Origin of the sequence: Vibrio sp. D431a, assembly GCF_030248655.1 — a bacterium.
Taxonomy (GTDB): Bacteria; Pseudomonadota; Gammaproteobacteria; order Enterobacterales; family Vibrionaceae; genus Vibrio; species Vibrio alginolyticus.
The window spans coordinates 78,435-103,086 of record NZ_JAHGAP010000015.1 but is presented as its reverse complement, the minus strand read 5'-3'; the positions used below and the strand labels follow the sequence as shown (position 1 = coordinate 103,086).

Sequence of the window (24,652 nt, the reverse complement as noted above, 5' to 3'; positions counted from 1 at the left end):
GATAGCGCTACCATTTGTGATCATTCTCAGGTTTTTCTGACAAATTGATCGATAAAGTACCCATCAACAAAACAACAAACCGGAAAGATCCAATGCTACGTGAACTGATTACCTCTGATGTGATTCGCATCCATTCTGATGCTACTGACTGGAAAGATGCGGTGAGTAAATCCTGTGAAGCACTGATTGAAAATGGCGCGATTGAGCCAAGCTACGTGGACGCTATTTACCGCTCACACGAAGAGCTCGGTCCTTACTACGTGGTAGGTCCTGGTATGGCAATGCCACACGCTCGCCCTGAAGATGGCGTTAACCGTTTGTCTCTTGCCATCACAGTGATTCAAAACGGCGTGAACTTCGATTCTGAAGGTAACGACCCAGTGAAAATGCTGGTTACGCTAGCCGCGACAGACAGTAACTCGCACGTGGATGCGATTTCTAAACTGGCTGAGTTGTTTATGAATGAAGAGCATGTAGAAGCCATCTGCACCGCTCAAAACACACAAGATGTTCTCGCGATCATCGAAAAATACTAACTCCTGATGTGCCCTTAAAAAATGGGCATACACCCCTATAAAAAGAAAAGGTCTGAATTATGAAAATTATGGTTGTTTGCGGTCACGGTCTTGGTACTAGCCTAATGATGGAAATGAGCATCAAAGGCATCGTGAAAGAATTGAATGTAAACGCAGAAGTGGATCATATCGATCTAGGTTCTGCAAAAGGTACGGATTGTGACATCTTCATCGGTACTAACGACATCGTTGAACAGTTGAACGCACTTGGCGTTGAACCACGCATCGTTGCGCTTGATAACATGGTCGACAAAGTGGCAATGAAAGAGCGTCTATCTGTAGCACTTCAAGAGCTTGGCGCTCTATAAGGTGGCGTTATGGAATTTTTCAGTTTCTTAATGAACGATGTCCTATCAGAGCCAGCGGTTCTGGTAGGTCTTATCGCCCTAATCGGCTTAATTGCCCAGAAAAAACCGGTCACCGAGTGCATTAAAGGCACGGTAAAAACCATTCTTGGTTTCATCGTGCTTGGCGCGGGTGCGGGTCTGGTTGTAACTTCTCTGGGTGACTTTGCGACGATTTTCCAACACGCGTTCGGCATCACTGGCGTGGTTCCAAACAACGAAGCTATCGTCTCTATCGCGCAAGAAGCGTTTGGTAAAGAGATGGCGATGATCATGTTCTTCGGTATGTTAGTGAACATCTTGATCGCTCGCTTCACGCCATGGAAATTCATCTTCCTAACAGGTCACCACACGCTATTTATGTCGATGATGGTAGCGGCGATCCTTGCTTCTAGCGGCATGAAAGGTGTTCCACTGATCGCGCTTGGCTCTCTGGTTGTGGGCTCTGTGATGGTGTTCTTCCCTGCGATTGCTCACAAGTACATGAAGCAAGTAACAGGTTCTGACGACGTTGCGATTGGTCACTTCTCTACCCTTTCTTACGTACTAGCGGGCTTTATTGGCAGCAAGTTCGGTAACAAAGAACACTCTACTGAAGAGATGAACGTACCTAAGAGCTTGTTGTTCCTACGTGATACGCCTGTAGCAATCTCGTTCACCATGGGCATCATCTTTATGGTGACGTGTATCTTTGCTGGCGGTGACTTTGTACGCGAAGTTAGCAGTGGTAAGCACTGGTTCATGTTCGCGCTGATGCAATCCATCACATTCGCCGGTGGTGTGTACGTTATCCTTCAAGGTGTACGTATGGTTATCGCAGAAATCGTTCCGGCGTTTAAAGGCATCTCAGACAAACTAGTACCAAACGCGAAACCTGCGCTTGATTGTCCGGTTGTATTCCCATACGCACCAAACGCAGTATTGGTTGGCTTCCTATCGAGCTTTGCGGCGGGTCTTTTGGGTATGTTCCTACTTTACGTGATGGGGCTTACTGTGATTATCCCTGGTGTCGTTCCACACTTCTTTGTAGGTGCAGCGGCAGGTGTATTTGGTAACGCTACAGGTGGTCGTCGCGGTGCAATCTTGGGTGCTTTTGCACAAGGTCTACTGATTACCTTCCTACCAGTATTCCTAATGCCAGTACTGGGTGACCTAGGCTTTGCTAACACGACCTTTAGTGACGCAGACTTCGGCGCTGTTGGTATCCTACTGGGTCTGATTGTTCGCTAAGTAGTTAGTCTGAATATAACTAGCTGATAACTGACTTGATTGATGCGCGAATAGGCTCATCTGCATCAATCTTCAAGAATATCTCGTCATAGCAAACGACTGGCTTTAGAAGAAACCAGTCATAAAAAATAATCATAGAAAACAATCGTAGAAAGAAAACAAACGCCCCTCACGTGAGGGGCGTTTTTCTTTTTGGCACTATCTTAAGGAGGTTTGGCTTATTGAAGCGTATTTCCGTTAGATAGCAGCTTTCTTGTCGGCTCTTGCTCAGTGTATTCGACCGCATCGTGATCCGCGAGCTTATCGACTTCCGCCTGTTCACCCACCACAATCAACACATGTTGTTTCACCAGAGCATCGACCACTTCAATGTTGTGCTGACGAAGAAGCGCTCTCACTTCGCTCTCTTTTCCTTCATGATACTTAACAAAGTAACGTGCAGGTTGCTGCTCGGCTTGATCTTGGCGTTCATCCACGAGAGGAAATCCTTGATTGTTTGCCAAGCTGCTTGAGCTCAGTCCGATTGCCAATAGTGCGGTAGCGCCTACCGCAGACAAAGAAAGTAAGGTCAACTTCTTCATAGCCACTCCTTATTGAAAGGTCAGAGTCCAACTGTTGATGGTGCCTGTGTCTCTTCTGGCACTGTCCACCGCTTTTAGTTCCCATGTACCTTGCGATTCAAAACCAGAAAAATCCGCTTGGAACGTATTTTTTATATCGTTAGCGCTGCCGCCGGTATTATTGTGAAGTACAACTTCTCCACCAGTCGGTGACGTTAAAGTCACTCGTAGATCACCGATATAAGTGTGGCTAATATCAACGTCAATACTTACTGTGCCTGAATCACCAGAGCGATCGACTTCTACTGCACTGATTGCGCCAGAAGATTTATTATCTGGAATCGCAACAGGGCTGGTATTTGAGAAGCTAGAGTCCGAAGAGCTACCACCATCAGGTCCATTACAGCCAGCGTCCAAGAACAGCTTCGCCGCTTCAGCATTAACTAGGCCGTGGCCAGTACGGTTGTCTCGACCAGCAACATCAATATCTGTTGCAGTTTTCACTAGGGCATTACGTACTTGCGCTGCTGTACAGGTTGGGTGGTAACTCCACACCAAGCCAGCTACGCCCGTTACGTGCGGTGTCGCCATTGATGTACCATTGTAGTACTCGTAATCTTCACCAGAGGTTGTTGCAACAGTAATTTCCTGACCAACATACCCCAATAGCTCTTGACCAAATGCACGATCAACCGTTACCGAAACCATACGATAAGCGTTGTTTGTGTCTACCAAGAATGGGTTTTGTAAACCAGGTAGTTCAGAGTTGCTGTATACGATTGCAGCTCGCGCACCCGCATTGTAACAAGCCTGAACCGCATCCACTTCAGGGTAGTTTCCTGAAGACTGGTTGCCAATACGCTCAGTCAAACAAATTTTGCCCGACATATCACCACAGTTAACATTACCGCCAGATACATCACAGCTATCTAGCGTTGCCGTTACTGAACCCGCGATTGGATCCGGAACATACGAAGAACCGTTATTGATCAAACGATTGTGAGGAACAATCCCACGATCAAACTGACTGACACCATTCAAGGTAATATCAGAAAGTTTACCTTCACCTACCGTAACCGTTGATAAGATCGCCACACCCGGGCCTGAGATCTCAACTTGACTAGTAGATTGTGAGAACGCTGCATGATCATTTTGATTATCAACGGCCGCAACAGACATCACTGAGTCATAAGAAGCTGGATAGCTGTGCGCTGTATTGCCATCATTACCCGCAGCGGCGATCAATAGAACGCCTTGATCGTAAATATTTTGCAGTGCATTTTGCTCAGTTCGGCTTGATTGACTACCACCAAGGCTCATGTTCACAACGTTAGCACCATTATCGGCACAGGTCTGGATTGCTTTAACAAGCCCAGATGAGTAACCCCAACCCGATTCGTTAAATACTTTCACGATGTGCAAATTCACATTCTGGTTTGGCATCACACCCTTTACACCTTCGGTGTTGGCAATCGCAGCAATCGTACCCGCGACGTGAGTACCGTGGGCATTGTTGTTACCCGGATCACTCCATGATCCCGTACCACTATCGTTAGTACCAGCAACGCGGTTACCGCTTAGGTCGTTGTGCGAAATGTCGTACCCTGAATCGATAATACATACAGTGCGATTACCCGCATTGAAGTCAGCTAGCAGTTGAGCATTAACCGCTTCATATCCCCATGGGGTCGTTTCGCTGAGCAAATAGCGAGGTGGATCGACTTCCACGTATTCCACATCACTACGGTTGCGAAGCGGCTCTAAGTCATCGCCATCCAATTCAACGCTGTAAATGGCGCGATTACCCAGTTTTTCCACCTTACGTGCCTTCACCTGTTCTAGAACAGACTCCTGCGCGATTCGTGGCCCCCAGAATGAGTTACCACCCATTGAAGAACGGCTGACCGCATCTTCTTTGAATTTGACGATGTACTTCGTCGGTAACTTAGATTCATCAAATCCCATTGGTGGAGCCGCAAACGCTGACATCGAAGTGGTCAGTGCTATTGCTACGGCAGACAACGAAAATAAGCCTTGTTTTTTACTTGTTGTGTAGTGCATTTGCCCTATTCCTTATTTGAGCTAATTTTTATTCACTATATTCTCATGAAAAGTCATCATCATGATGTTTGCATGAGAGCTTCAGCTATAGTTTACAGAGCAAAAATGCCAAACAATTTGTTTCATGAATATACAAATTTGTACAAAAGATCATTCAATAAACACTTTAAGTTAACATTAAAAATCATCAACAAAACCTTATAAAGCAATTACTTAATTAACAAAAAGTGAATGTTAAATTAATGTTAGTGAGTAATTATTCTAAATATCACCCATTTAATCGATTGCTATGCTGAATGGATTTTTTGACCGTGGTGCCAAAACTGAAATATTGAATATTTAGTTGTTGACTGTCTTGAGCATTTACTCAGAATTAGAAGGTTTAGTGAGAAAAATTCTCATCTAAATACTGTTATAGCCGAGCGTATTCACGCATTCGGAACAATAACCATTACAAGAAGAGTGAATGATGAAAAAAACAATCACACTATTAACTGCATTACTTCCGCTTGCCTCCGCCATTGCAGAGGAGCCAACTTTATCACCGGCAATGGTTTCTGCGGCTGAAGTGGTTAGCGCGCAAGAAAATCAAACTTATACGTACGTTCGATGCTGGTATCGTACGAGCCACTCTAAGGACGATGCGGCTACCGATTGGAAATGGGCAAAAAACCAAGATGGTAGTGACTTCACTATCGATGGTTATTGGTGGAGCTCTGTTTCATTTAAAAACATGTTCTACACCAATACCTCACAAAACGTAATTCGTCAGCGTTGTGAAGAAACACTAGATCTAGCGAACGAGAACGCAGACATTACATTTTTTGCTGCCGACAATCGTTATTCTTATAACCACACGATCTGGAGCAATGATGCTGCAATGCAACCAGATCAGATAAACAAAGTAGTGGCTTTAGGCGATAGCTTGTCTGATACAGGCAACATCTTTAACGCGTCCCAATGGCGCTTTCCTAACCCGAATAGCTGGTTCTTGGGTCACTTCTCAAACGGTTTTGTTTGGACGGAATACGTTGCTAAAGCCAAAAACTTACCGCTATACAACTGGGCAGTTGGTGGCGCAGCAGGTGAAAACCAATACATCGCGCTAACTGGTGTCGGCGAACAAGTTTCTTCTTACTTAACCTACACAAAGCTGGCGAAGAACTACAACCCTGCTAACACATTGTTTACGTTAGAGTTTGGTTTAAATGATTTCATGAACTACAACCGTAGCGTGCCGGAAGTAAAAGCGGATTACGCTGAAGCTCTGATTCGTTTAACAGACGCTGGCGCGAAGAACTTCATGTTGATGACACTGCCTGATGCAACCAAAGCACCACAGTTCAAATACTCAACACAGGAAGAAATTGAAACGATTCGTGCGAAAGTATTGAAAATGAACGAGTTCATCAAAGCACAAGCGATGTACTACAAAGCCCAAGGCTACAACATCGCATTGTTTGATACACACGCACTGTTTGAGAAGTTAACCTCGGCACCAGCAGAACACGGTTTCGTAAATGCAAGCGACCCTTGCTTAGACATCAACCGTTCATCCTCTGTTGACTACATGTACACTCACTCATTACGTTCTGAATGTGCAGCATCTGGCGCAGATAAGTTCGTGTTCTGGGATGTGACTCACCCAACCACAGCAACGCATCGTTATGTGGCTGAAAAAATGTTAGAAAGCAGCAATAACTTAGAAGAGTTTCGCTTTTAATAAGCCGTTGTTGTTCATTGCAAGTTAATCTGCATAAAAATGACCACGATGCTTCGTGGTCATTTTTTATCGATATCGAACCCCGATAACGGGTTTATTTGAGCTCGCTTAGTTCAAGCCGTTGATTTAGAGACGTTGACTTTGAGCAGCCTCATTCAGCTTTCTGTTTTTGGTACGTTACCGCGGAAGCTGTCCACCATAATAGAGATCAACGTCTTTAAGGTTACATCATCACTACGGTATGAGTAGGCTCGTATACCCGTAAACTGAACCTGGAACAACTGAGCAAGAAGCAATGTATCCTGAGCTTCAATTTCGCCATTCTCGATAGCTCGCTCAAACAGCTTTGCAAGAAAAGATTCAAATTGGTTTGCTAAGCTGTTTGTTTGATTGCGCAGCGCATTAAAATCCTCAGCAAATTCACTTGCTGATTTGACTAACATGCACACTTCACTGGGATTGGAGTCTCGCTGATTGATAACCACATCAATCGCGAAAGCTTCTATTGCATCTAGAACCGTTGTGTTCTGAGCTAAATGCAACTCAAACAGGGCTTGTAAGTTCGCAACGTACATTTTTAGCGCTTCACAATATAGCCCCTCTTTTGACCCAAACGTCGCATAAATACTTCCAGGACGCAGATTCACGCTATCTTGTAAATCACGTGTAGATGTTGCATGAAAACCTTTCTTCCAGAATAGATCCGAGGCGGCTTTCACCACTTCATCACGTTGGAATTTCTTTGTATTCGCCATGAGCAATTATCAATTTTGAACATATGCTCAATTTTATATTGAGCGACCGCTCAAAATCAACTATCCTGTTCTTGCCTAATCCGCTCATATCCAATTACAGGAGATTTAAACATGGCAGAATTTAAACTGTATACCGCAGAAAACGCACCCGAAGGATCAAAGCACCTGATTGAAAATTCAGTCAAAGCGTTTGGCATGCTACCAAATCTTCATGCTGTTATGGCTGAAGCGCCAACCTTGCTTGAGGGTTATCAAGTTGTGCATGAGCTCTTTCAACAAACATCATTTAACGCAGAAGAATTGACCGTCGTATGGCAAACCATCAACGTTGAACATGGTTGTCACTACTGCGTTCCTGCTCATAGTGCGATCGCGGCGTCAATGAAAGTGGATCAGGAGATTGTCGATGCTCTCGTCAACCAAACACCATTGGCAGACGAAAAACTTGAAACACTACGAGAGACAACGCTTCAAATGGTGCGCCAACGTGGTGTAGTTGAAGAGTCTCAGATAGAGAAATTCTTTGCGGCGGGTTACGGACAGCAGCAACTGCTTGAAATTGTTCTTGGTCTAGCGCAAAAAGTGATGAGTAACTACACCAATCACCTAGCTGACACCCCGGTTGATGCACCTTTCAAGAAGTTCGCCAAGTAACTTAAGCTTTTATTACTGGTCCCATTCATGGGACCAGTAATACCTTCAAAAAAAAAGCTTTGTTGCATGGCGCTTCGCTAGTGTGTGCTGACCCCTAATTACAACGGCGCAACGTCGGTTCCCCCTAAAGACTGGTAAAGCGTAACCTGAGTGAGAAACTGGTTGTAGCGGTTTTCCAACAAAGAAGCTTGCGCGTTTCTGGTGTCTTCTTGTGCATTCAAATAGTCCATAATCGACGTCGAGCCATACTGATACCGCGCAGCATAAATGGACTCAGCGGCACTTGCGGCATCATATTGCTCTTGTAAACGCGCCGCCTGATACTTCAATTTTTCGCGTGCTGACAAGGCATTTTCGACATCTTGGAATGCGGCGTACAACACTTGGCGATAGCTCACAATGGCCGATTGATAGTCTAAATCGGCAATGGCTTGGCTGTTTTTCATCTCATTCCACTGCAAAAACGGTAGCGTCATATCCGCACCTAAACTGCCGATCGGGTTGGAAAGCAGGTCTTTGAGCGCTTGTGACGATCCCCCCAAAGCCCCAGTGAGCGTCAGCTTAGGCAAGTAGTCCAAATCTGCTGCGTCTTTATTAGCTAGCGCGGCTTTGACGTCATAAATCGCTGCTTTAATGTCGGGTCTGCGGATCAATAAATCAGACGGAGCACCAACACTCAACGATGGCATATCGCCTTCAGGCAGCATTTGGATGTTTGCACTGATGCTCTTCGGCGGTTGATTGAACAAAATCGCAAAGGCGTTGTTTACCTCAAGTAAACTCTGTTCAAACTCACTTTGCTGCGCTTGTAAGCTTGCCAACGTACGTTTGGCTTCAAGCACATCTAACTGATCCACAGCGCCAAGTTGGTACTGTTTTTTAATCAATTGTAGCGTTTGAGCTGCGTCTACCACATTACGCTGGCTGAGGTGTAAGCGCTGTTGCAGATAGCCGATTTGCCAATATAGCGATGCCGTCGTTGCTACCAAACTTTGTGCGGTCGCCTCGCGATCTTGTTGACTTGCCATCGCCGTCCACTTAGCTTGGTCAACGTCTGCCGAGGTTTTTCCCCACAAATCCAACTCGTAATTGACGGACAAGTTGGTGCTGTAGCTATCTGCCGATTCCCCGCTATCAAGAGATTTTTGAACTTGTCCTGATGTGGAAGAACTCAACGTAGGGAAAAGGTCATCTTGCGCTAAACCCAGCTGTAAACGCGCTTTCTTTAGCGTTAGCGTTGCCAGCGTCAAATCGTTGTTTTGAGCCAACACCTGAGTAATGTATTGATTAAGCGTTGGGTCGTTAAACGCCAACCACCAAGGATCCATACTGACATCACCCGCAACATGCATCTGTTGCCAATTTGCAGGCACTTGCACCTCAGGAGCTTGATAGTCGCTACGCATAAGCGAACCACAACCTGACAACCACACTGCGCTTAAGGCAGCCGCGACCAATCGAGTTTTGAATTTCATTGTGTTACTCATTTTTAGTCTCTCGCTAGCGCTTCTATCGGATCGAGTTTGGCGGCATTGCGAGCGGGTAAAAAGCCGAAGGCGATGCCAATCAACGTTGAGCAAATAAACGCCCAGATGATCGAGTTCATCGAGTAAATCATTTGGAAGCTGCTACCAGACGTACTGAATGCAAAACCAATCAAAAACGCCAAGCCAATACCAGCAATGCCACCACACAAACACACTAGTACCGCTTCAATCAAAAACTGACGCAAAATATCCGCTTGCCGCGCACCCACAGCCATTCGCACACCGATCTCTTTCGTGCGCTCTGTCACCGACACCAACATGATGTTCATTACGCCAATTCCCCCGACAATTAGGGAGATCACCGCAATCGCTGAGATCAGTAACGTCATGGTTGCGGTGGTTTTCTCGATGCTCTGACGAATGGTGTCAGTGTTAATCGTGAAGAAATCTTCTGTACCGTGGCGCATTTTTAACAAGTTGATGATGCTCTGTTCTACCGCTGCGCTTGGGGCGTTCTCATCAATCCGTACAGTAATGCCGTTGAGGTAACGTTGTCCCATCATGCGCCCAGACATGGTGGTGTATGGCACCCAAATTTTCAGCGCGTCGCTGTTGCCAAACGCGTCTTCTTTTTTCTGCGTGACACCCACAATACGCACTGGCAATGAACCAAGAAAAATCACTTCACCAATCGGATTTCTATCCGCAAACATTTCCTTTCTGGTGTTGTCATCAATCACTGCTTCTTGGGCGAGTGAGTTCACGCTCTCTTCATCCCAAAACTGACCTTTGGCGATCTCATAACCGCGCACACGGAAATAATCTTCCCCAACCCCTTCCACAGACGCAGTTGCATCCTGATTGGCGTAACGCACGGTTAAGCTGTTGGATAAAGACGGCGTGACACTGTCGACAAAAGGTAGACTCTCCAACGATTTGGCATCGCCGGCGGTTAGCGTTTTCACTCGTCCGGAGCGGCGGTCACCAAACCCTTTGCCCGGCCTGACATCAATGGTGTTTGTTCCCATGGATGAAATATTCGACAAAATTTGCTGTTGTGAACCATTACCTAGTGCCACCACGGAAACCACCGAGGCTATACCAATAATGATGCCGAGCATGGTCAAAAACGTGCGCATTCTGTGGCTAGACATCGCCAGCAGCGCCATTTTGAGCGCGTCAATAAAACTGTCCCACTTCCACCACTTACTGGCGGCTTGCGCTGGGCGATGAAAAGACGCGCTCGGTGTCTTTGCTGCTTGCTCATTGATTACAACTTGTGCATTTGGCGTATCTGCAATGATTTCACCATCTTTGATTTCAATGATGCGATCCGCAAAGTTCGCCACGTTCATATCATGAGTCACTAAGATGATCGTATGCCCAAGTTGATGCAATTCTTTAAGCAGTGCCATCATCTCTTGCCCACTGTGACTGTCTAATGCGCCAGTGGGCTCATCGGCGAGAATCACCTCACCACCGTTCATCAGTGCACGAGCAACACTCACGCGCTGTTGCTGGCCACCACTCAGTTGGCTGGGCTTGTGAGTCAAACGATCTTCCAGCCCCAAGCGAGCCAATAGTGACTGCGCTCGCTCCGTTCTTTGACGATGAGGAACTCCCGCGTAAACCGCTGGTACTTCCACATTTGCCACCGCGGTTAAATCCCCCAGCAGATGGTAACGCTGAAATATAAAGCCAAAATACTCGCGGCGCAGTTCCGCCAGTTGGTCGGATTCCAACGTCGAGACATCTTGCCCATTAATGAAGTATCGACCACTGGACGGTTTATCCAAGCAGCCGAGCACATTCATCAGCGTCGATTTACCTGAGCCCGAAGCCCCCACGATCGCGACCATTTCACCGCGTTTTATCTCTAAATTAATGTGGTTCAACACGGTAAGCGACTCGTCGCCAGAGACAAATCGTCGAGTTAAATCCTCAACTTTTAAAAGCACGTCACTCATCTTAGAACCTCATTGGAGGTCGACGACGATCACCTCGGCTTGATGATTCTCCATCCATAGCATTGCCAAGAACAACTTGGTCGCCCTCCTTCAAACCTGAGAGAATTTCTGCGTTCACTTTGTTGTTAATACCCACTGTCACGGGCTTTTGCACCACTTGGCCCTGTTCAAGCACTGGCACGGTATAGTTGCCTTTGCCGCCAGATTTTTGCAGCACTTGTGAAGGGACAATCAAGGTATTTTCCGATTGCTCAAGGATAATCGAAACTTGCGCAGTCATGCCGATGCGCAAAATACCTTGCGGGTTCTTCACATCAAATACAGCGTTGTAGTAAATGGCGTCGCTATCTGAAATGCTCAGATCGCTATCATCGCCATCCATGATGGTTGGCCCCGGCTCAATCGCGCGCAATGTACCTTTAAACTGCTGATTCGGTTTGCCTAAAATGGTGAACAGCGCCGTTTGGCCTGGGTGAACAAAAATCACATCGGCTTCCGAAATTTCAGCTTTCACCGTCATAGTATCTAACTTGGCTAACTCGATAATAGTTGGCGTGGTTTGATTGGCGTTTACGGTTTGTCCTTCTTCCACCGCGGTGTAGACCACCGTGCCATCCATCGGTGCGTTGATGGTGGTGTAACCGAGATCTAACTGCGCATTGTCGACGTTGATTTTGGCTTTCTCGATTTCGGCATCCAGTTGCGCTAACTCGACTTTGTAGATGGCGAGCGTCGCTTCGGCATTCTCGTAATCAGCTCGTGAGCTCGCTTTCGCTGCCAACATGCCTTTTTGGCGCACGTATTCATAGTTTGCTTGTTTAATCTGCGCTTGCTTAGCCTGGTACTGAGCGTTGAGACTATTAAGAGACGCTTGGGCTTCTTTGAGGCTGTTTTGCTGAGTCAGGCTGTCAATCTGTGCAATCAAGTCCCCCTGTTTTATCTCATCCCCTAAGTTCACAGCGAGGCGTTGAATTTGCCCAGATACTTGCGCACCTACATTCACCAATTTGGACGCTTGCAACATGCCGTTAGCTAATACCGCCTTTTCGATATTGCCTTTACGAACGACTTCTGTCGCGTAAGGAGAAATGGGTTCTGGACGTTGCAGATAATGATAACCACCAGCACCAATAGCAAGTAAGCCACACAAAACGAGCCATTTTTTATTGAGTTTCATAGCAGGAGTGAAGTAAATAATCGTTTTGATTTTATACTGCTATTTGTCTTAGCCGTACAGGGTACGAGACGTAAAGATAGGTAAATTAACGTCAAGAAACTGAATGAATAACTTCACTAACGTGAAAAATCAGAGATATTATAGTCACTTCAAAACTTTATTATTCAATACGTATAGCAAAGACCATTTTTAATATAGAAATTCAAGTTATAAGTATTATAAACAAAACTTTTAAATACCAACAAACCAGTAAAAATCTTAACTTATTAAATATACAATCCATTAAAATTTCATTATGGCCATTTTTAATTATTGAATTTCAAGAGGAGTTAAGTGGCAAGTTAAATAAAAAATACCCACATAACACAGGTAAGACCGAGAGGAGTGTGTCATGTGGGTTTAAAACGATAGTTCTCTTGCTGATTCGAACTACCAACGTTGGGATGCAATGGAAATACAAATGACTCAGAGTTTCCATCACGGACACTTTATCGCTGGATTTCCCTCTATTTGTTAGGGAACAGTCAGCACAATAAAAATAGAGAAGTAATACCGCAAAAATAAAAATAGAGGTTCAGGATTTAATTTACACGTAAAATAACCACTATATTCACGCCATGAAGCATTAATAAATTCAACAATAAATATTTATTAAGTTAAATTTACTTATTGTCAGCACACTGTTAATTTTACTCCTAAATGCACTGGTCAGATTTGTTTATTTTACTGATTTTCGTTGCAATACAAATTCTAATTAATTCATGAGAAAAACATGCAGCGACAATTAACTCTTTCACCGATTTATTTATTAATCGGGTTAGCCTACTCGACGGCGTATGCCGGTGGTTTTCAAATTAACGAACATTCGGCGACGGGTCTTGGTCGTGCTTTTGCTGGTGATGCCGTCATTGGTGATAATGCGTCTGTAGTCAGCCGTAACGCCGCAGCGATGACGCTGTTTAAACAAAATGCCTTATCGTTCGGTGTCACTTACGTCAAACCTGACGTTACCGTTAAAAATGCGCAATATCATCGAGCTAACATTAATGCGGATGTCAATGTTGGTATGGGTGGTTTTCCTCCGTCCCCTCAAGCTGACATTACCCCGTCCTTCTCTCAAACCGTGACCGACATTGATGACGTCGATGGCGTTGGTCAACCAGCCGTTGTACCCAATTTTTACTTTATTCACCCTATCAACGACGACTGGTATCTAGGCTTATCGGCATATTCCAACTTCGGAACCGACATGGAGTTTAAACCAAACTATGGCGCACCTGTTTTTGGCGGTGTCACCAGCGTAGCGAGTGTCAACCTTGGCGCAAGCTTGGCATACAAGGTGAACGATCGTTTTAGTATCGGTGGTGGTATTGATGTGATTTACGGCTCTGGTGAGCTGTACCGCGATATGGACGTGGGTGTTTGCGTTGGTGGGAACATACTTGGAAACGAACTAGAACAACGCTGTGGATCCGTAAAAGGCAACGCACTTGATGTGGAAGCTGGCGGCATTGGGCTTGGCGCGAACATTGGCATGATGTACGAGTTTAACGAACGTCATCGCTTAGGTTTAAGCTACAAGCACAGCCCTAACATTGATGCCAAGGGTGACATCCACTTTGCTGGCGAATCGTACGACTCGCTTGCTATGCCGCTACCGGATATTGCGGAGTTTTCCGGTTATCACCGCGTCTTACCTAAATTTGCCCTGCACTATTCTGTGCAGTGGATTGGTTGGTCAGCATTTGACAGCTTGAAAGCTGATGATCAGTTGCTAAAAGATTTTCAGTGGCAAGACTCCGCGCACTACTCCATCGGTGCGACTTGGTACGCCAATGAACGTTGGACACTACGCACGGGTTACATGTTCGACAAAACACCTGTCGATGAGCTGACTTCGCTTTCTATCCCAGATTCGAACCGTCACTGGTTATCTGCGGGGGCCTCTTACCAATGGTCATCAGATACCACGGTTGACATCGGCATGACGTACTTGATTGGTGAAGATGTCAACGTAGAAGAGTACGCGTATGAAGGTGTTCCTGCACCGATGGTGACGGGCGTTACCCATTCAAATGCGTTCCTAATTGGTGCCCAACTCAGCCACCGTTTCTAATTCGTCAGGCAGTGATCAAACCTCTAGGTCATTGCCTTGTAACAACGCTTATCAAAGCGACCGAACAGAGACATTATTATGAACAAAACACTACTTGCTTTTTCACTCTCACTTCTCACTCTAAGCGCGGCTCAGGCTTCGGAATGGGGCTATGGCAATGACAAACACGGGCCAGAACACTGGGGAGAAATCGCCAAAGACTGCGCAACCACGAAAAACCAAAGCCCAATCAACATCGACAACCCAGCCGATGCAAAACTGGAAGCACTGAACCTTTCGTACACTGGTCAGGTCATTGGTTTAACCAACAATGGTCATACGCTGCAAGCGCAAGTGAACGGACGTAACAGCTTCACCATCGATGGCGAGACGTTCGAGCTGCAACAGTTCCATTTCCACACACCTTCAGAAAACCAAATCAAAGGCCGCCAATATCCACTTGAAGCGCACTTTGTACACGCCAACGCAGACGGCGAGTTGGCGGTAATTTCGGTGATGTTTGATGCTGGCGATCAAAACGCAGCGCTGTCTAAACTGATCAACGCAATCCCACAAGAGAATCAAACCACGTTCTTTAAAGATACTTTTGAGATTAATGACTTACTGCCAAAAACTGCAAACTACTATCGATTTAACGGCTCTTTAACCACACCGCCATGTTCAGAAGGTGTGCGCTGGTTTGTGCTTAAAGACACTCAAACCTTATCCAAAGATCAAGCCGCGAAACTGATGGAAGTCATGGGACAAAACAATCGTCCGCTGCAACCGCTAAATGCGCGCGTTGTACTTTCTAACTAAACGCCACATCCGATAAGGGGCATCGTATTTGCCCCTTATTTTGATTCGATCTAACCTCACTTCGTTACAGGAACCCCCAATGAAAACTCCATCTGTTCTGTCACTCTTACTCGCACTCGCCCCGACATTCGCCTTCTCTCATAACCTTTCTGTCGGTCAAACCACCCCTTCCGTCAGCATTGATACCTATGGCGAAATGACGCTGCAAGGAGACGATGTGGCTTATCAACCTTGGGCAACTCAGCAGATGTTAGGCAAAGTCCGTGTGATACAAGCCATTGCAGGTCGTAGTAAAGCCAAAGAGATGAACGCGCCGCTGATGTCAGCAATCACTGCCGCTCACTTTCCTGAAGATCAGTATCAGACCACAACCGTGATCAACCAAGAAGACGCCATATGGGGAACCGGTACATTTGTTAAATCGTCGGCAGAGGACAGCAAAAAGACATTCTCTTGGTCTTCCATGGTGTTAGACAAAAATGGCGTATTAGCAACAACTTGGGATCTACAGCAAGAAAGTTCTGCGATTATCGTACAAAATAAACAAGGCGAAATTTTATTCGTGAAAGAAGGGGCTTTAACTCAAGACGAAGTCACACACGTCATCGAACTGATTAAACAGAATATCTAAACCTAAGGTAAGGAAAAGCTATGAAACTGTTCAACACCATCGCACTCTGTCTTTTAGCGGCTGTAGCCTCTTTCCAATCGGTTGCAGGAGACAACGATTGGGATAAGATTGCAGATAAGACCGTCAGTTTTAAATCGGAAACCGACACAGTCAATCCACTGTCACCATTTGCTAACGCTCGTTTCAGCCACATAAAAATCAAATGTACGCAAGGTACGGTCGATCTGAAAAGCGTTAAAGTAATCATGAAAGATGGTCAGGAAAAGACGTTCGACAGTTTAGGGGTTCTGACTAAAGGCATGTCATCAAGAAGCTTAAGCCTACCAACAAAAGATAACGCGAAGTTAGACAAAATCGAGTTGAACTATGAATCGGTTGGCAGCACTGCGCTGCAAGTCGCGGGGGTGACCAAAAAAGCGCAAGTGGAAATCTTAGGTAAGAAAATCGACGAGTAAGCGATGGCTCAACGAGCTCACCCAAACTAAAAACAGCGGCACTAGGCCGCTGTTTTCATTAAAAAATCGTAATGAATAACTAAATGAATTTCTTCAGCTTCGCCAAACCATAAGCAGCGATGGTGACACAATCTTTGATCGTACCGTCGATCATCATCTGTTCGAACTCCTCAACCGAAAAAGCACGAGCGATCAAATCCTCTTCTTCACTGTCGAGTTGATTGCCCACGTCCGTTAAATCAGTGGCGAAATAGACGTGACATGTCTGATTCAAAAAGCCGTATGCGATAAACTGCGCGCCGACATACGCCATGGCGCTCGCCTGCATGCCCGTTTCTTCACGCAGCTCGCCTTTGGCAAGCTCAAGATGATCCGCATTTGGGTTTGATTCCCACGCCCCTTGTGGGATCTCCCAACAACGTTGACCTACGGTGTAACGGTACTGCTGAACCAAGTGAATCATCCCGTTATCGATAGCCAGAATCGCAGCACAATCAGGTTTGTCGACCACACCATAGATGCCCTCTGCGCCGCTCGGACGTAAAATTTTGTCCTCACGCACCGTCATCCACTTATTCTGGTAAACGACTTTGCTGTCTAGCTGTTTGATGTCTGACATGGTTATTCCTTGATTTTTCTGAGGGTTACTGTGGAATAATACCCGATTCGGTTACGCCACCAAAATGTTCTTTAGTTCACTCAAAGACTCAACGGTGTAATTTGGTGCGATACGCTCATCAACGCTTGCGCCTGTGGTATTTAACCAGCAAGTTTCAATACCAAAATTATTACCACCCAGAATATCGGAATGCAGGTTGTCACCCACCATCAGTACGCGCGTTTTGCAGGGATTGCCCATTTGCTGCATCGCGTATTCAAAAATACCTAAGTCCGGTTTTGCTACGCCCACTTGTTCAGAGATCACCACTTTATCGAAGTACTCAGTCATCCCTGTGCGCTCAAGGCGGATCGCTTGCAACTCTGTAAAACCGTTGGTGATAATGCCCATTTTAGCTTTGCCTTGCAGCGCTTCCATCAGCTCTTTTGCACCTGGCAACAAGCTGCAAATATCGGCCATTGCTTCTAAAAATGCGCTGTTGAGATCTGCTGTTGTGGTATTCAACTTCTCAGCCCACTCGGTAAAACGCTTATGTTTTAGCTCATCTGCCGTTACTTTGCCGTCTTGGTAATCCACCCAAAGCGGTTTGTTTACGGTTTGGTAATGAGCAAAATCTTGTTCAGTAAAATCTACGCCTTTGCGAGAAAACATAAGCTGCAAACCTTTGAAAGCATCAAAGTGGAATAAGGTTTCGTCAGCGTCAAACAGGATCCAATCGTACTTCATTTTCTTCTTCCCAAAATCAAGGTCGTAATACTGGTGCATAGTCTAGATTGTTTTCTTCTTGAAGATAATCTCTATAATTGGAAATTAATTGTATCCTTGTGCTCAACAATAAATGCTTCACGATAATAGGAGATTGATGTGAACGCGATTGCCTCCCTGCCCGTTTTTGTTGCTGTTGTCGAATGCGGCAGCTTTTCCCTTGCGGCCAAACAGCTGAATCTGACGAAATCGGCGATCAGCAAACGCATCAACCAACTAGAAGACGATTTGGGCATTCGTCTCCTTAATCGAACTACGCGTAAGCTGAGCCTGACCGAAGCAGGAGAACGCTATTTTGAGTACGCTTCTCAAGCGCTCAATCTGGCCCAGCAAGGCGTGGACGCGGTATCGGAGCTGCAAGGATCTCCACAAGGTCGGCTCAAAATTACCGTGCCGATGTCTTTCGGTGTGCTGCATATCGCGCCTTTGATCAGCGAGTTTCTCGCTCGTTACCCGAAAATTGAAGTGGATTTAAACCTCGAAGACAAAATGGTCGATTTGGTTAAAGACGGTTTTGATTTGGGGATCCGTATTGGTGAACTCACCTCTTCCAATCTAATCGCAAAACGTCTCGCCCCTTGTAAAAGTGTGCTTTGTGCCTCACCAGATTACTTAGCGGAGTTTGGAACACCACAAAAACCAAGTGATTTAGTCGGTCACAACTGCCTGCGCTACTCCTATTTCCGTGGCGGCGTCGAATGGTTGTTCATCAACAATGGCAGCGAATACAAGGTGCTTCCAAAAGGAAACTTTATCGTCAATAACAGCGAAGCCATTCGCCAGTTGCTGTTAAGAGGTTCGGGCATTGCGCAACTGCCGACGTTTATTGCAGGAAGAGACTTTGCCGCAGGAAATCTAAAACCGGTGATGGAAGAGTATTCTCTACCAGAACACGCCATTTATGCGGTGTTCCCTGAGCGCAAGCACATGCCGTTGAAAGTAAGAGCCTTTATCGATTTTATCAGCGAAAAACTCGGCACAGATTTACCTTACTGGGATCGTTACAACAGCCCAGAAAAATAACCATATTGATGATAAGTGAGTGAGATTTCACTACTGACATGTTCTGACATTCCATCCGCGTAACCTTATTTGGAACTCAACAGGCAATCCGCCAAAACCAATAAGGAATCACAATATGGAAACCGTTATCGAAACTGTGCAATTTCGTCTAACCACAGGCACAACAGAGCAAGACGTGATCGCCGCTGCCAGACAGTCACAAACGTTTGTGAAGAATCTGCCAGGCTTTTTGTATCGCTCACTCAGTCACGAAGCGACGGACGATGTGTGGACAGACATCATTTACTGGCGTTCAATGGACGATGCAAAACAGGCGGGAAAACAGCTTAAGCAAGCCGCTGAATTTCAGCCTCTGTTATCAATGATTGACTGCGAAAGCTTCGAGCTTAAACATCACAACTTAAAAATGTGCAGTGAGCTAGAGAAGTAATCAGCCGCACTACCACTAACAACCAGTAGGTCTAGATAAGGAACATCATGAGCAAATCAGAACGACTGTTTGAGCTACTGACGCTTTTGCGCGCAAAGCGTTACGCCGTGACAGCGAAAGAGCTCGCAGAAAGAATGGAAGTTAGCGAACGTACGATTTATCGCGATATTCAGTCGTTGCTTAGTTCTGGTGTTCCTATTCAAGGTGAAGCAGGTGTCGGCTACTTGTTGCAAGCTGGCTCTCATCTCCCGCCTTTGATGTTCTCAGAAAAAGAGATGATGGCGCTTGAACTGGGTATGCGGATGGTTCGAGCTTGGTCGGATGCCGAACTCGCCGAAGCGTCTCACTCTGCGTCCACCAAAATACTTTCGGTATTGCCCGATAAGCTCAAACAACAAGTGGAAGATTGTCCGCTGATTGTGCCCGATTATCACACCCAATCCGAGACTGCCAAACGAGGGCAGCTTCTGCGCCACGCGATTGATCATCAGTTTAAAGTCAGTTTGGATTACCAAGATGAAAGCGGACAGGTGACCGAGAGAAAAATCCAACCGTTAGGCCAGTTCTTTTGGGGCAAAGTCTGGACGCTGGTCGCCTGGTGCGAATTGCGCGATGACTACCGCCAGTTCCGCCTCGACCGTATCCAAGCACTGCGTATGCACGATGAAGAGTTTCAGAGTGCGGAAACCAAATCTCTCAAACATTATATTGCGCAGTATGAATCGAAAGATTGAGTGTTCTTCATCCTTCCATCACAAGGATTCTAAATTGCTCTGCTCAATGCGCGATATTTGGAAAGGCACATTTGGTTAAACTAATGTTTCATTTTTAACAGATGCGCAACCAACCTAAGATCGTTAACTTAAGTAGCACGTCAACCACACCGGAGCGTGAAGCTATGAAAGTACTGATTCAATACACCCAAGCAGGGAAATATCGAGATCAAGCGTGGGAGTCTTTAACTCTTCGATCTAAAGGTGATATGCAGGCCGTTACCCCTTCTTATGCTGCCCAACTTATCGAACAAAGCAAAGCGACACTTGTGATGACAGAAGACGGACAGATCATCTTTCACTCCTAAATTCTATCAGTCCTATGACGAAAAAGGCCTGCATTGCTGCAGGCCTTTGTATGAGTGAATTAAGAGTTATTTACTGGAAACTCACTGCAGTTGGTAGGCGATCAAGCATCTTGTAGTAATCACCAGCCACAGCGCCGATATCACCACGCAAATACGCTTGAATCATATTGAGATCTTTCAGCCAAAGTTCTTTGTCAGCATCTGAAGACGCCATGTACCCTGCGTACACATTGTCGACCGCGAACATCATGTCTTCGGCGTGATCGTTGTAAATCAAAAGCATCGCATCTGTGTAAGCTTCGAACGCTTTCAGCTCATCGTGCGCTTTACCACCTTTATAGCTCAATGTGCCCGAAGTTGCATCGATGACCAAATCACCCGAAGTCACATTCGCTGTCGTAAAGTTGATGAAAGACTGGCTGAACGACAGCACACCTGCCGCAATATCCGTATCAATGGTTCGCTTCATTGCGTTGACCATTGGCGCATCCAGCAGCAATACAGGATCGTGGAACGCTGGGACAATCGCTGTTCGGAATGGCCCCCAAGCGCTATCGATGCTCTCTGCGACCTTGTTTAGTGTTGCAGGCTCATAGCTATCTAGGTACGTTTTTAGATCGTAACCTTTGGACGTCACCAGTTGATTTGCGTAGTCGTAAGCCAGCTTGTTTGCTTTTGTTGCCACAAACTTCTCGCCGTCGATAACAAACTCAACCTTGTCACCCGCAATAATACCGTAGCGGTCTTGCTGCTTCGTAAACGTATCAAACTGAGATTGACCACGAGTCTTCACTGTGTAGTCGTAAGACTTCATTTGGCGCACTCCCATTCTCAAGATGACATCGCCAACACGTCCGCGGCCTTCTGCACCAATATCAAGGAATCTTGCAATACCACGAGGCATTGGTGGTAGGGACTCCATTTGCTCAGTGATGTGTAGGTTCACGGTAACACCTTTTAGATTGGTGTATTCCTTACCGTCTTTACCCACCAATTTAACTGGCGTATTTAACGCGTCATTTGCCACGATGTTGCCCATGATGTCTTCGTATTCAGCTTGCACCCCAGGGATATCAAGCAGCGATGCAAAGCTCACCTCATCGGTAAAACGGTTCGAGAATCGACGTGCTAAGAAGTGGCTCGCCAACGCTTTGTCTGGCCAGTTGCCCAACACAGACACCGCATTTGACCAAGGATAATCAGGGTCAAAGCTACCAATTGAGTTTAGGAAGCGTCCATTCGCAGTTTCCGCAACAGCTATATAACCCTCATCTGAATCTTCGATAAAGCGTGCTGCCAAATCATCAAAACAGCTGGCTGTTGAAAGATCGTAATCAGCCGGAATTTGGTGTGAGTTGTTGTCTAACAGTTGACCAAAAGAAATCACTTTTTGGTTGCCTGCCGCATTTTCTATCACACATTGATGCTCTGGTGTGCGCAAGATATCAAGGAAGAACGCCGCGGATTTTTTCGCCCCATTCGCGTAATCACAGAACCATGAGTTATCGGCTTTGCCTTCGCTACAGTATTGAGGGTTTGAAGCAATGCGCAATAAGAAATCACCCGGCTTATCCGTTGACGAAGTGTAACCAAGATTGGTGTACAGGTTATCGATGCGCTCAAGATCTTCCATCTTGTCACGGATAGCGCTCATTTCCATATAACGGCGCACTAAGTAACCAGGATAATCGGACGAGAATAATCCCGTCGTCCCATATAACTCCAAGTTGCGTCGATCATAGCTATCGAGATAGTTCTGCCACTCGTAAGAAACAATTTCTTCTAGGTTTGTACCTTCGTCAAAACGGTTACAGTCGCTGTTTAGAGAAACGTTCCCATCGGTACAGAAATCGTAAGACTTACGCTCAATTTCATTCACTTTATCTAGGTAGTAAAGTGCGCCATAACGAGTTTTCGCATTCAGTTCAGGATCATCAGACAACGCGGCGGTATCGAATCGGCTGAAGTCACAGTTGTAGAGTGATTTGCCTTTCTCGCTCCCCGTTAGTGCCTTCACTTCAGAACACACCATCAGCGATGTGTTGTCTGGATTGTTGCCAAACTTGTATGCAAAGCTTTGTTGGTAGGCTTGCTGATCAGCGAGGTAACGAGCGTATGCCGCTTTGTCTTCATCGCTCGCACTGTCTGCCGGTTTCGCAACAGGCGCAGGAGCTGAACCTGAAGAATCTTGAATCGTCTCGACTTTACGACCGTAGCCAAACTTAAACGCCGCAATGTCGTACAGACCCCAAGTTGGCGTTTCATCCAACATGCTTGGTGCGTAGTCCATTGTCGAACTGTAAGCAGGAATGTTGTTCAAACCAAGTTGATGCGCTTGCTCTAGCGTGTAGTAGTTCGCTTTGTCATTTGAGCCTTTAAAGTTATGGCGCAGACCCATGTTATGACCAAGCTCGTGAACAAGCGTATTGCTGTAAGTCGCAACCGTAATCGCATCTGCGGCTTTCACTTGCAACTCTTTTGGTAGGTATTTCCAACGCTTAAGCTGACGCGATACTTCGTTACCTGCGTCATCGAGTTTGATCTCAAAGTAACGCTCGTCATCCAACTTCAAGTTGTCCAACATGGCCTTGTTGGTTGAAGAAACCCACGACGCTTCGATTGGATAGACGTTGTTCTCTGCCCAGAAAGACAAACGGTTCTCTTCAGCTTCAACCACCTTTTCAAACTCCATGTCATCATTGAAGTTTTTCATTAGCTGAGTTGGGCTCTTCGTCGCTGCTTTTCCAGAAACGATGTCTTCTTTTGAAACGAGCGGCGCATGAATGTTTTCATCCGATTTCAGGCTCGCCATCGCCGCCATTGTAGAAAGCGCTTCAATTCTATCCGCGACTTCTGTTTTCACAGATTCGCTGCTGGTTGGCAATGGATCTAAGCCATCTAAGTCCAGTTGATTACGATTATAGAAACGCGCCAAGTTGTCCCAATAGAAAGGCACACCCGTTCTTGCAACACCTGCGTATTGGTTCACGTGGCCTTTGATGATTTCCCCCGTCATCGGGTTAGAAACCGACGGGCCATAGCCAAGCAGACCGTTCGCTAGAGGCTCGTCAATCAGGTTAATCACGTTGTAACGCAGATCACCTGGGTGAATACCAGCCGCTTTGGTTTTGTTCACAATCTCGATTTCAGGCTTGCCTGCATCCGCCCCAAATACATTCAGCGCTTGGTTCATCTTGTCGATCGATTGCAGCGTTGCATCCAAGAACAACTTGTTCTTCTCTTCAAAGAAATTGTCGCTCAAGTAATATTTGATAGAGCCTTGATCTGGGTTGAAACGATTGAGGTAAACCACATCACGGTCGTATTTATTCGTGACTGGGTTAAGCTTTTTCGTCGACGTGGTGAAGAAACCAATGTCGTTCTCATCACCCACAGGGTACAAGATCGGTTGGTAACCTTCGGTTGCCACTTCACTTTCGTGCACTAACGAGTAGTAGAAACGAGATTTAAACGCGCCATCCACAAGCGCTTCATCCAAGCTCGCTTTCGTTGCAAAGTTGATGTAGTCAGAAATATTATCTAAATCGATACGGAACGTGCGCTCTAGTTCGAAATTGAGAAGACCGTTTTTAGGGTCAAAGTCCCACGAGATCAATCGTGGTGCGCCAATTTCATCAATGCCTTCGGTAATGCCATACAGATCTTCCATATTGAATTCTGCAATTTCGAGATCTTCAGGACGAGGAGTGAAGTGGGTTTTCTTCTTGTAGTTTAGGCTTGCGTCTTCGTTGGTTTCTTCTTTGTTGGTGCAATCACCATGCGCGTCTTCTTGACAGCGATACGCCGCAAAGTCACCCGGAATCGTCAGCACTTGCGCGAAGTTAACGCCGTCGTCGTCTGCGACAAATTTCTCTTCACCGCAGTAGTTATTAGCATCTTTGCTTAGATGCGCGTCTGGGTAGTTTTTATCGTAACTGCGAACTTCCAGACCTTCTTTGGTAAAACAAAGCTCAACGTAACGAGGTGAACCTTGCAAGAATGGGAATTGGTTCAGAGCAAAGCGTGGCGCGGCACCAGTCGTCGGAACGTAAAACCAACGACCGTCTTTAAGGTCTTTTACTGCGACTTCTTTTGCATCTCTTTCGACATAGTCATACGCCTGATCATCTGCGCCACAGCCTGCAAGTGCGGCCGTTATTGCTGACACCAGAGTCAATTTTTTAAACATTATTTGGATATC

Annotated in this window: 22 protein-coding genes; 13 read left to right on the top strand and 9 right to left on the bottom strand. The window is 46.0% G+C overall.

The features are described from left to right. Positions 1–92 precede the first annotated feature (92 nt). The 3 genes from KJB35_RS13445 to KJB35_RS13435 are packed head-to-tail and all read left to right on the top strand — an operon-like array spanning position 93 to position 2,149. Positions 93–536, top strand: coding sequence for a PTS sugar transporter subunit IIA (locus KJB35_RS13445; protein WP_005384357.1), 444 nt, complete (start codon positions 93–95; stop codon positions 534–536). Between the two features lie 59 nt (positions 537–595). Beyond that, positions 596–883, top strand: coding sequence for a PTS sugar transporter subunit IIB (locus tag KJB35_RS13440; RefSeq protein WP_005374080.1), 288 nt, complete (start codon positions 596–598; stop codon positions 881–883). A 9-nt stretch (positions 884–892) separates the two neighbouring features. Beyond that, complete coding sequence (locus KJB35_RS13435) at positions 893–2,149, top strand: PTS ascorbate transporter subunit IIC (RefSeq protein ID WP_213907739.1); 1,257 nt, start codon at positions 893–895, stop codon at positions 2,147–2,149. 218 nt (positions 2,150–2,367) lie between these two features. Here the strand turns inward: KJB35_RS13435 and KJB35_RS13430 are convergent, their stop codons facing one another. Beyond that, on the bottom strand, positions 2,368–2,730 hold the full coding sequence (locus KJB35_RS13430) for a hypothetical protein (RefSeq protein ID WP_005384348.1): 363 nt from the start codon (positions 2,728–2,730) through the stop codon (positions 2,368–2,370). A 9-nt stretch (positions 2,731–2,739) separates the two neighbouring features. Beyond that, on the bottom strand, positions 2,740–4,770 hold the full coding sequence (locus KJB35_RS13425) for a S8 family serine peptidase (RefSeq protein WP_206949453.1): 2,031 nt from the start codon (positions 4,768–4,770) through the stop codon (positions 2,740–2,742). Positions 4,771–5,236: 466 nt separating this feature from the next. Between KJB35_RS13425 and KJB35_RS13420 the strand changes: the two genes are divergently transcribed. Further along, positions 5,237–6,493 (top strand): SGNH/GDSL hydrolase family protein, encoded by a 1,257-nt coding sequence (locus tag KJB35_RS13420; protein ID WP_115386464.1) that lies wholly within the window; start codon positions 5,237–5,239, stop codon positions 6,491–6,493. A 155-nt stretch (positions 6,494–6,648) separates the two neighbouring features. On the opposite strand, the gene KJB35_RS13415 is transcribed toward KJB35_RS13420, so the two are convergent. After that, complete coding sequence (locus KJB35_RS13415) at positions 6,649–7,248, bottom strand: TetR/AcrR family transcriptional regulator (RefSeq protein ID WP_005374096.1); 600 nt, start codon at positions 7,246–7,248, stop codon at positions 6,649–6,651. A 111-nt stretch (positions 7,249–7,359) separates the two neighbouring features. On the opposite strand from KJB35_RS13415, the gene KJB35_RS13410 reads away from it, so the two are divergent. Beyond that, positions 7,360–7,902: a carboxymuconolactone decarboxylase family protein gene (locus KJB35_RS13410; RefSeq protein WP_005374097.1), complete on the top strand. Its 543-nt coding sequence runs from the start codon at positions 7,360–7,362 to the stop codon at positions 7,900–7,902. A gap of 98 nt (positions 7,903–8,000) precedes the next feature. Here the strand turns inward: KJB35_RS13410 and KJB35_RS13405 are convergent, their stop codons facing one another. From KJB35_RS13405 to KJB35_RS13395, 3 genes are read right to left on the bottom strand one after another with little or no spacing between them, the layout of a single operon-like run. After that, the gene (locus KJB35_RS13405; RefSeq protein WP_213907737.1) at positions 8,001–9,377 is read right to left on the bottom strand and encodes an efflux transporter outer membrane subunit; all 1,377 of its coding nucleotides are present in this window, start codon (positions 9,375–9,377) and stop codon (positions 8,001–8,003) included. Positions 9,378–9,391: 14 nt separating this feature from the next. Next, entirely contained in the window at positions 9,392–11,356 is a 1,965-nt protein-coding gene (locus tag KJB35_RS13400) for a MacB family efflux pump subunit (RefSeq protein WP_206949455.1), read from the bottom strand. Position 11,357: 1 nt separating this feature from the next. Continuing rightward, positions 11,358–12,533: an efflux RND transporter periplasmic adaptor subunit gene (locus KJB35_RS13395; protein WP_285358517.1), complete on the bottom strand. Its 1,176-nt coding sequence runs from the start codon at positions 12,531–12,533 to the stop codon at positions 11,358–11,360. Between the two features lie 772 nt (positions 12,534–13,305). Between KJB35_RS13395 and KJB35_RS13390 the strand changes: the two genes are divergently transcribed. The 4 genes from KJB35_RS13390 to KJB35_RS13375 all read left to right on the top strand — a co-directional run bounded on the left by KJB35_RS13390 (position 13,306) and on the right by KJB35_RS13375 (position 16,533). Continuing rightward, entirely contained in the window at positions 13,306–14,649 is a 1,344-nt protein-coding gene (locus tag KJB35_RS13390) for an OmpP1/FadL family transporter (RefSeq protein WP_206949456.1), read from the top strand. A 78-nt stretch (positions 14,650–14,727) separates the two neighbouring features. After that, on the top strand, positions 14,728–15,447 hold the full coding sequence (locus KJB35_RS13385) for a carbonic anhydrase (RefSeq protein WP_020841751.1): 720 nt from the start codon (positions 14,728–14,730) through the stop codon (positions 15,445–15,447). A 79-nt stretch (positions 15,448–15,526) separates the two neighbouring features. After that, on the top strand, positions 15,527–16,078 hold the full coding sequence (locus KJB35_RS13380; protein ID WP_005480925.1) for a YtfJ family protein: 552 nt from the start codon (positions 15,527–15,529) through the stop codon (positions 16,076–16,078). A 20-nt stretch (positions 16,079–16,098) separates the two neighbouring features. Then, the gene (locus KJB35_RS13375) at positions 16,099–16,533 is read left to right on the top strand and encodes a hypothetical protein (protein WP_005480927.1); all 435 of its coding nucleotides are present in this window, start codon (positions 16,099–16,101) and stop codon (positions 16,531–16,533) included. A gap of 79 nt (positions 16,534–16,612) precedes the next feature. On the opposite strand, the gene KJB35_RS13370 is transcribed toward KJB35_RS13375, so the two are convergent. Both KJB35_RS13370 and yjjG read right to left on the bottom strand, forming a co-directional pair. Continuing rightward, positions 16,613–17,152, bottom strand: coding sequence for an NUDIX hydrolase (locus KJB35_RS13370; protein WP_172563700.1), 540 nt, complete (start codon positions 17,150–17,152; stop codon positions 16,613–16,615). A 51-nt stretch (positions 17,153–17,203) separates the two neighbouring features. Beyond that, positions 17,204–17,878, bottom strand: a complete 675-nt coding sequence (gene yjjG / locus KJB35_RS13365; protein ID WP_005374109.1) for a pyrimidine 5'-nucleotidase — start codon at positions 17,876–17,878, stop codon at positions 17,204–17,206. 138 nt (positions 17,879–18,016) lie between these two features. Between yjjG and KJB35_RS13360 the strand changes: the two genes are divergently transcribed. From KJB35_RS13360 to KJB35_RS13345, 4 genes are all read left to right on the top strand, one after another. Continuing rightward, complete coding sequence (locus KJB35_RS13360; RefSeq protein WP_213907734.1) at positions 18,017–18,940, top strand: LysR family transcriptional regulator; 924 nt, start codon at positions 18,017–18,019, stop codon at positions 18,938–18,940. 115 nt (positions 18,941–19,055) lie between these two features. Further along, positions 19,056–19,370, top strand: a complete 315-nt coding sequence (locus KJB35_RS13355) for a hypothetical protein (protein WP_054574511.1) — start codon at positions 19,056–19,058, stop codon at positions 19,368–19,370. A 47-nt stretch (positions 19,371–19,417) separates the two neighbouring features. Continuing rightward, positions 19,418–20,104 carry a YafY family protein gene (locus KJB35_RS13350; RefSeq protein WP_005497912.1) on the top strand — a complete coding sequence of 229 codons (687 nt, stop codon included), beginning with the start codon at positions 19,418–19,420 and terminating at the stop codon, positions 20,102–20,104. A 164-nt stretch (positions 20,105–20,268) separates the two neighbouring features. Beyond that, positions 20,269–20,451, top strand: a complete 183-nt coding sequence (locus tag KJB35_RS13345; protein ID WP_005393690.1) for a hypothetical protein — start codon at positions 20,269–20,271, stop codon at positions 20,449–20,451. Between the two features lie 70 nt (positions 20,452–20,521). Here the strand turns inward: KJB35_RS13345 and KJB35_RS13340 are convergent, their stop codons facing one another. Beyond that, positions 20,522–24,640 carry a M66 family metalloprotease gene (locus tag KJB35_RS13340; protein WP_285358512.1) on the bottom strand — a complete coding sequence of 1,373 codons (4,119 nt, stop codon included), beginning with the start codon at positions 24,638–24,640 and terminating at the stop codon, positions 20,522–20,524. Positions 24,641–24,652 lie beyond the last annotated feature (12 nt).

Coding starts and splice junctions, on each gene's coding strand:
- KJB35_RS13350 (WP_005497912.1), top strand. CDS start 19,418: ATGAGCAAATCAGAACGACTGTTTGAGCTACTGACGCTTTTGCGCGCA.
- KJB35_RS13440 (WP_005374080.1), top strand. CDS start 596: ATGAAAATTATGGTTGTTTGCGGTCACGGTCTTGGTACTAGCCTAATG.
- KJB35_RS13435 (WP_213907739.1), top strand. CDS start 893: ATGGAATTTTTCAGTTTCTTAATGAACGATGTCCTATCAGAGCCAGCG.
- KJB35_RS13420 (WP_115386464.1), top strand. CDS start 5,237: ATGATGAAAAAAACAATCACACTATTAACTGCATTACTTCCGCTTGCC.
- KJB35_RS13445 (WP_005384357.1), top strand. CDS start 93: ATGCTACGTGAACTGATTACCTCTGATGTGATTCGCATCCATTCTGAT.
- KJB35_RS13370 (WP_172563700.1), bottom strand. CDS start 17,152: ATGTCAGACATCAAACAGCTAGACAGCAAAGTCGTTTACCAGAATAAG.
- KJB35_RS13405 (WP_213907737.1), bottom strand. CDS start 9,377: ATGAAATTCAAAACTCGATTGGTCGCGGCTGCCTTAAGCGCAGTGTGG.
- KJB35_RS13340 (WP_285358512.1), bottom strand. CDS start 24,640: ATGTTTAAAAAATTGACTCTGGTGTCAGCAATAACGGCCGCACTTGCA.
- KJB35_RS13345 (WP_005393690.1), top strand. CDS start 20,269: ATGAAAGTACTGATTCAATACACCCAAGCAGGGAAATATCGAGATCAA.
- KJB35_RS13375 (WP_005480927.1), top strand. CDS start 16,099: ATGAAACTGTTCAACACCATCGCACTCTGTCTTTTAGCGGCTGTAGCC.
- KJB35_RS13380 (WP_005480925.1), top strand. CDS start 15,527: ATGAAAACTCCATCTGTTCTGTCACTCTTACTCGCACTCGCCCCGACA.
- KJB35_RS13385 (WP_020841751.1), top strand. CDS start 14,728: ATGAACAAAACACTACTTGCTTTTTCACTCTCACTTCTCACTCTAAGC.
- KJB35_RS13415 (WP_005374096.1), bottom strand. CDS start 7,248: ATGGCGAATACAAAGAAATTCCAACGTGATGAAGTGGTGAAAGCCGCC.
- yjjG (WP_005374109.1), bottom strand. CDS start 17,878: ATGAAGTACGATTGGATCCTGTTTGACGCTGACGAAACCTTATTCCAC.
- KJB35_RS13390 (WP_206949456.1), top strand. CDS start 13,306: ATGCAGCGACAATTAACTCTTTCACCGATTTATTTATTAATCGGGTTA.
- KJB35_RS13355 (WP_054574511.1), top strand. CDS start 19,056: ATGGAAACCGTTATCGAAACTGTGCAATTTCGTCTAACCACAGGCACA.
- KJB35_RS13400 (WP_206949455.1), bottom strand. CDS start 11,356: ATGAGTGACGTGCTTTTAAAAGTTGAGGATTTAACTCGACGATTTGTC.
- KJB35_RS13430 (WP_005384348.1), bottom strand. CDS start 2,730: ATGAAGAAGTTGACCTTACTTTCTTTGTCTGCGGTAGGCGCTACCGCA.
- KJB35_RS13395 (WP_285358517.1), bottom strand. CDS start 12,533: ATGAAACTCAATAAAAAATGGCTCGTTTTGTGTGGCTTACTTGCTATT.
- KJB35_RS13425 (WP_206949453.1), bottom strand. CDS start 4,770: ATGCACTACACAACAAGTAAAAAACAAGGCTTATTTTCGTTGTCTGCC.
- KJB35_RS13410 (WP_005374097.1), top strand. CDS start 7,360: ATGGCAGAATTTAAACTGTATACCGCAGAAAACGCACCCGAAGGATCA.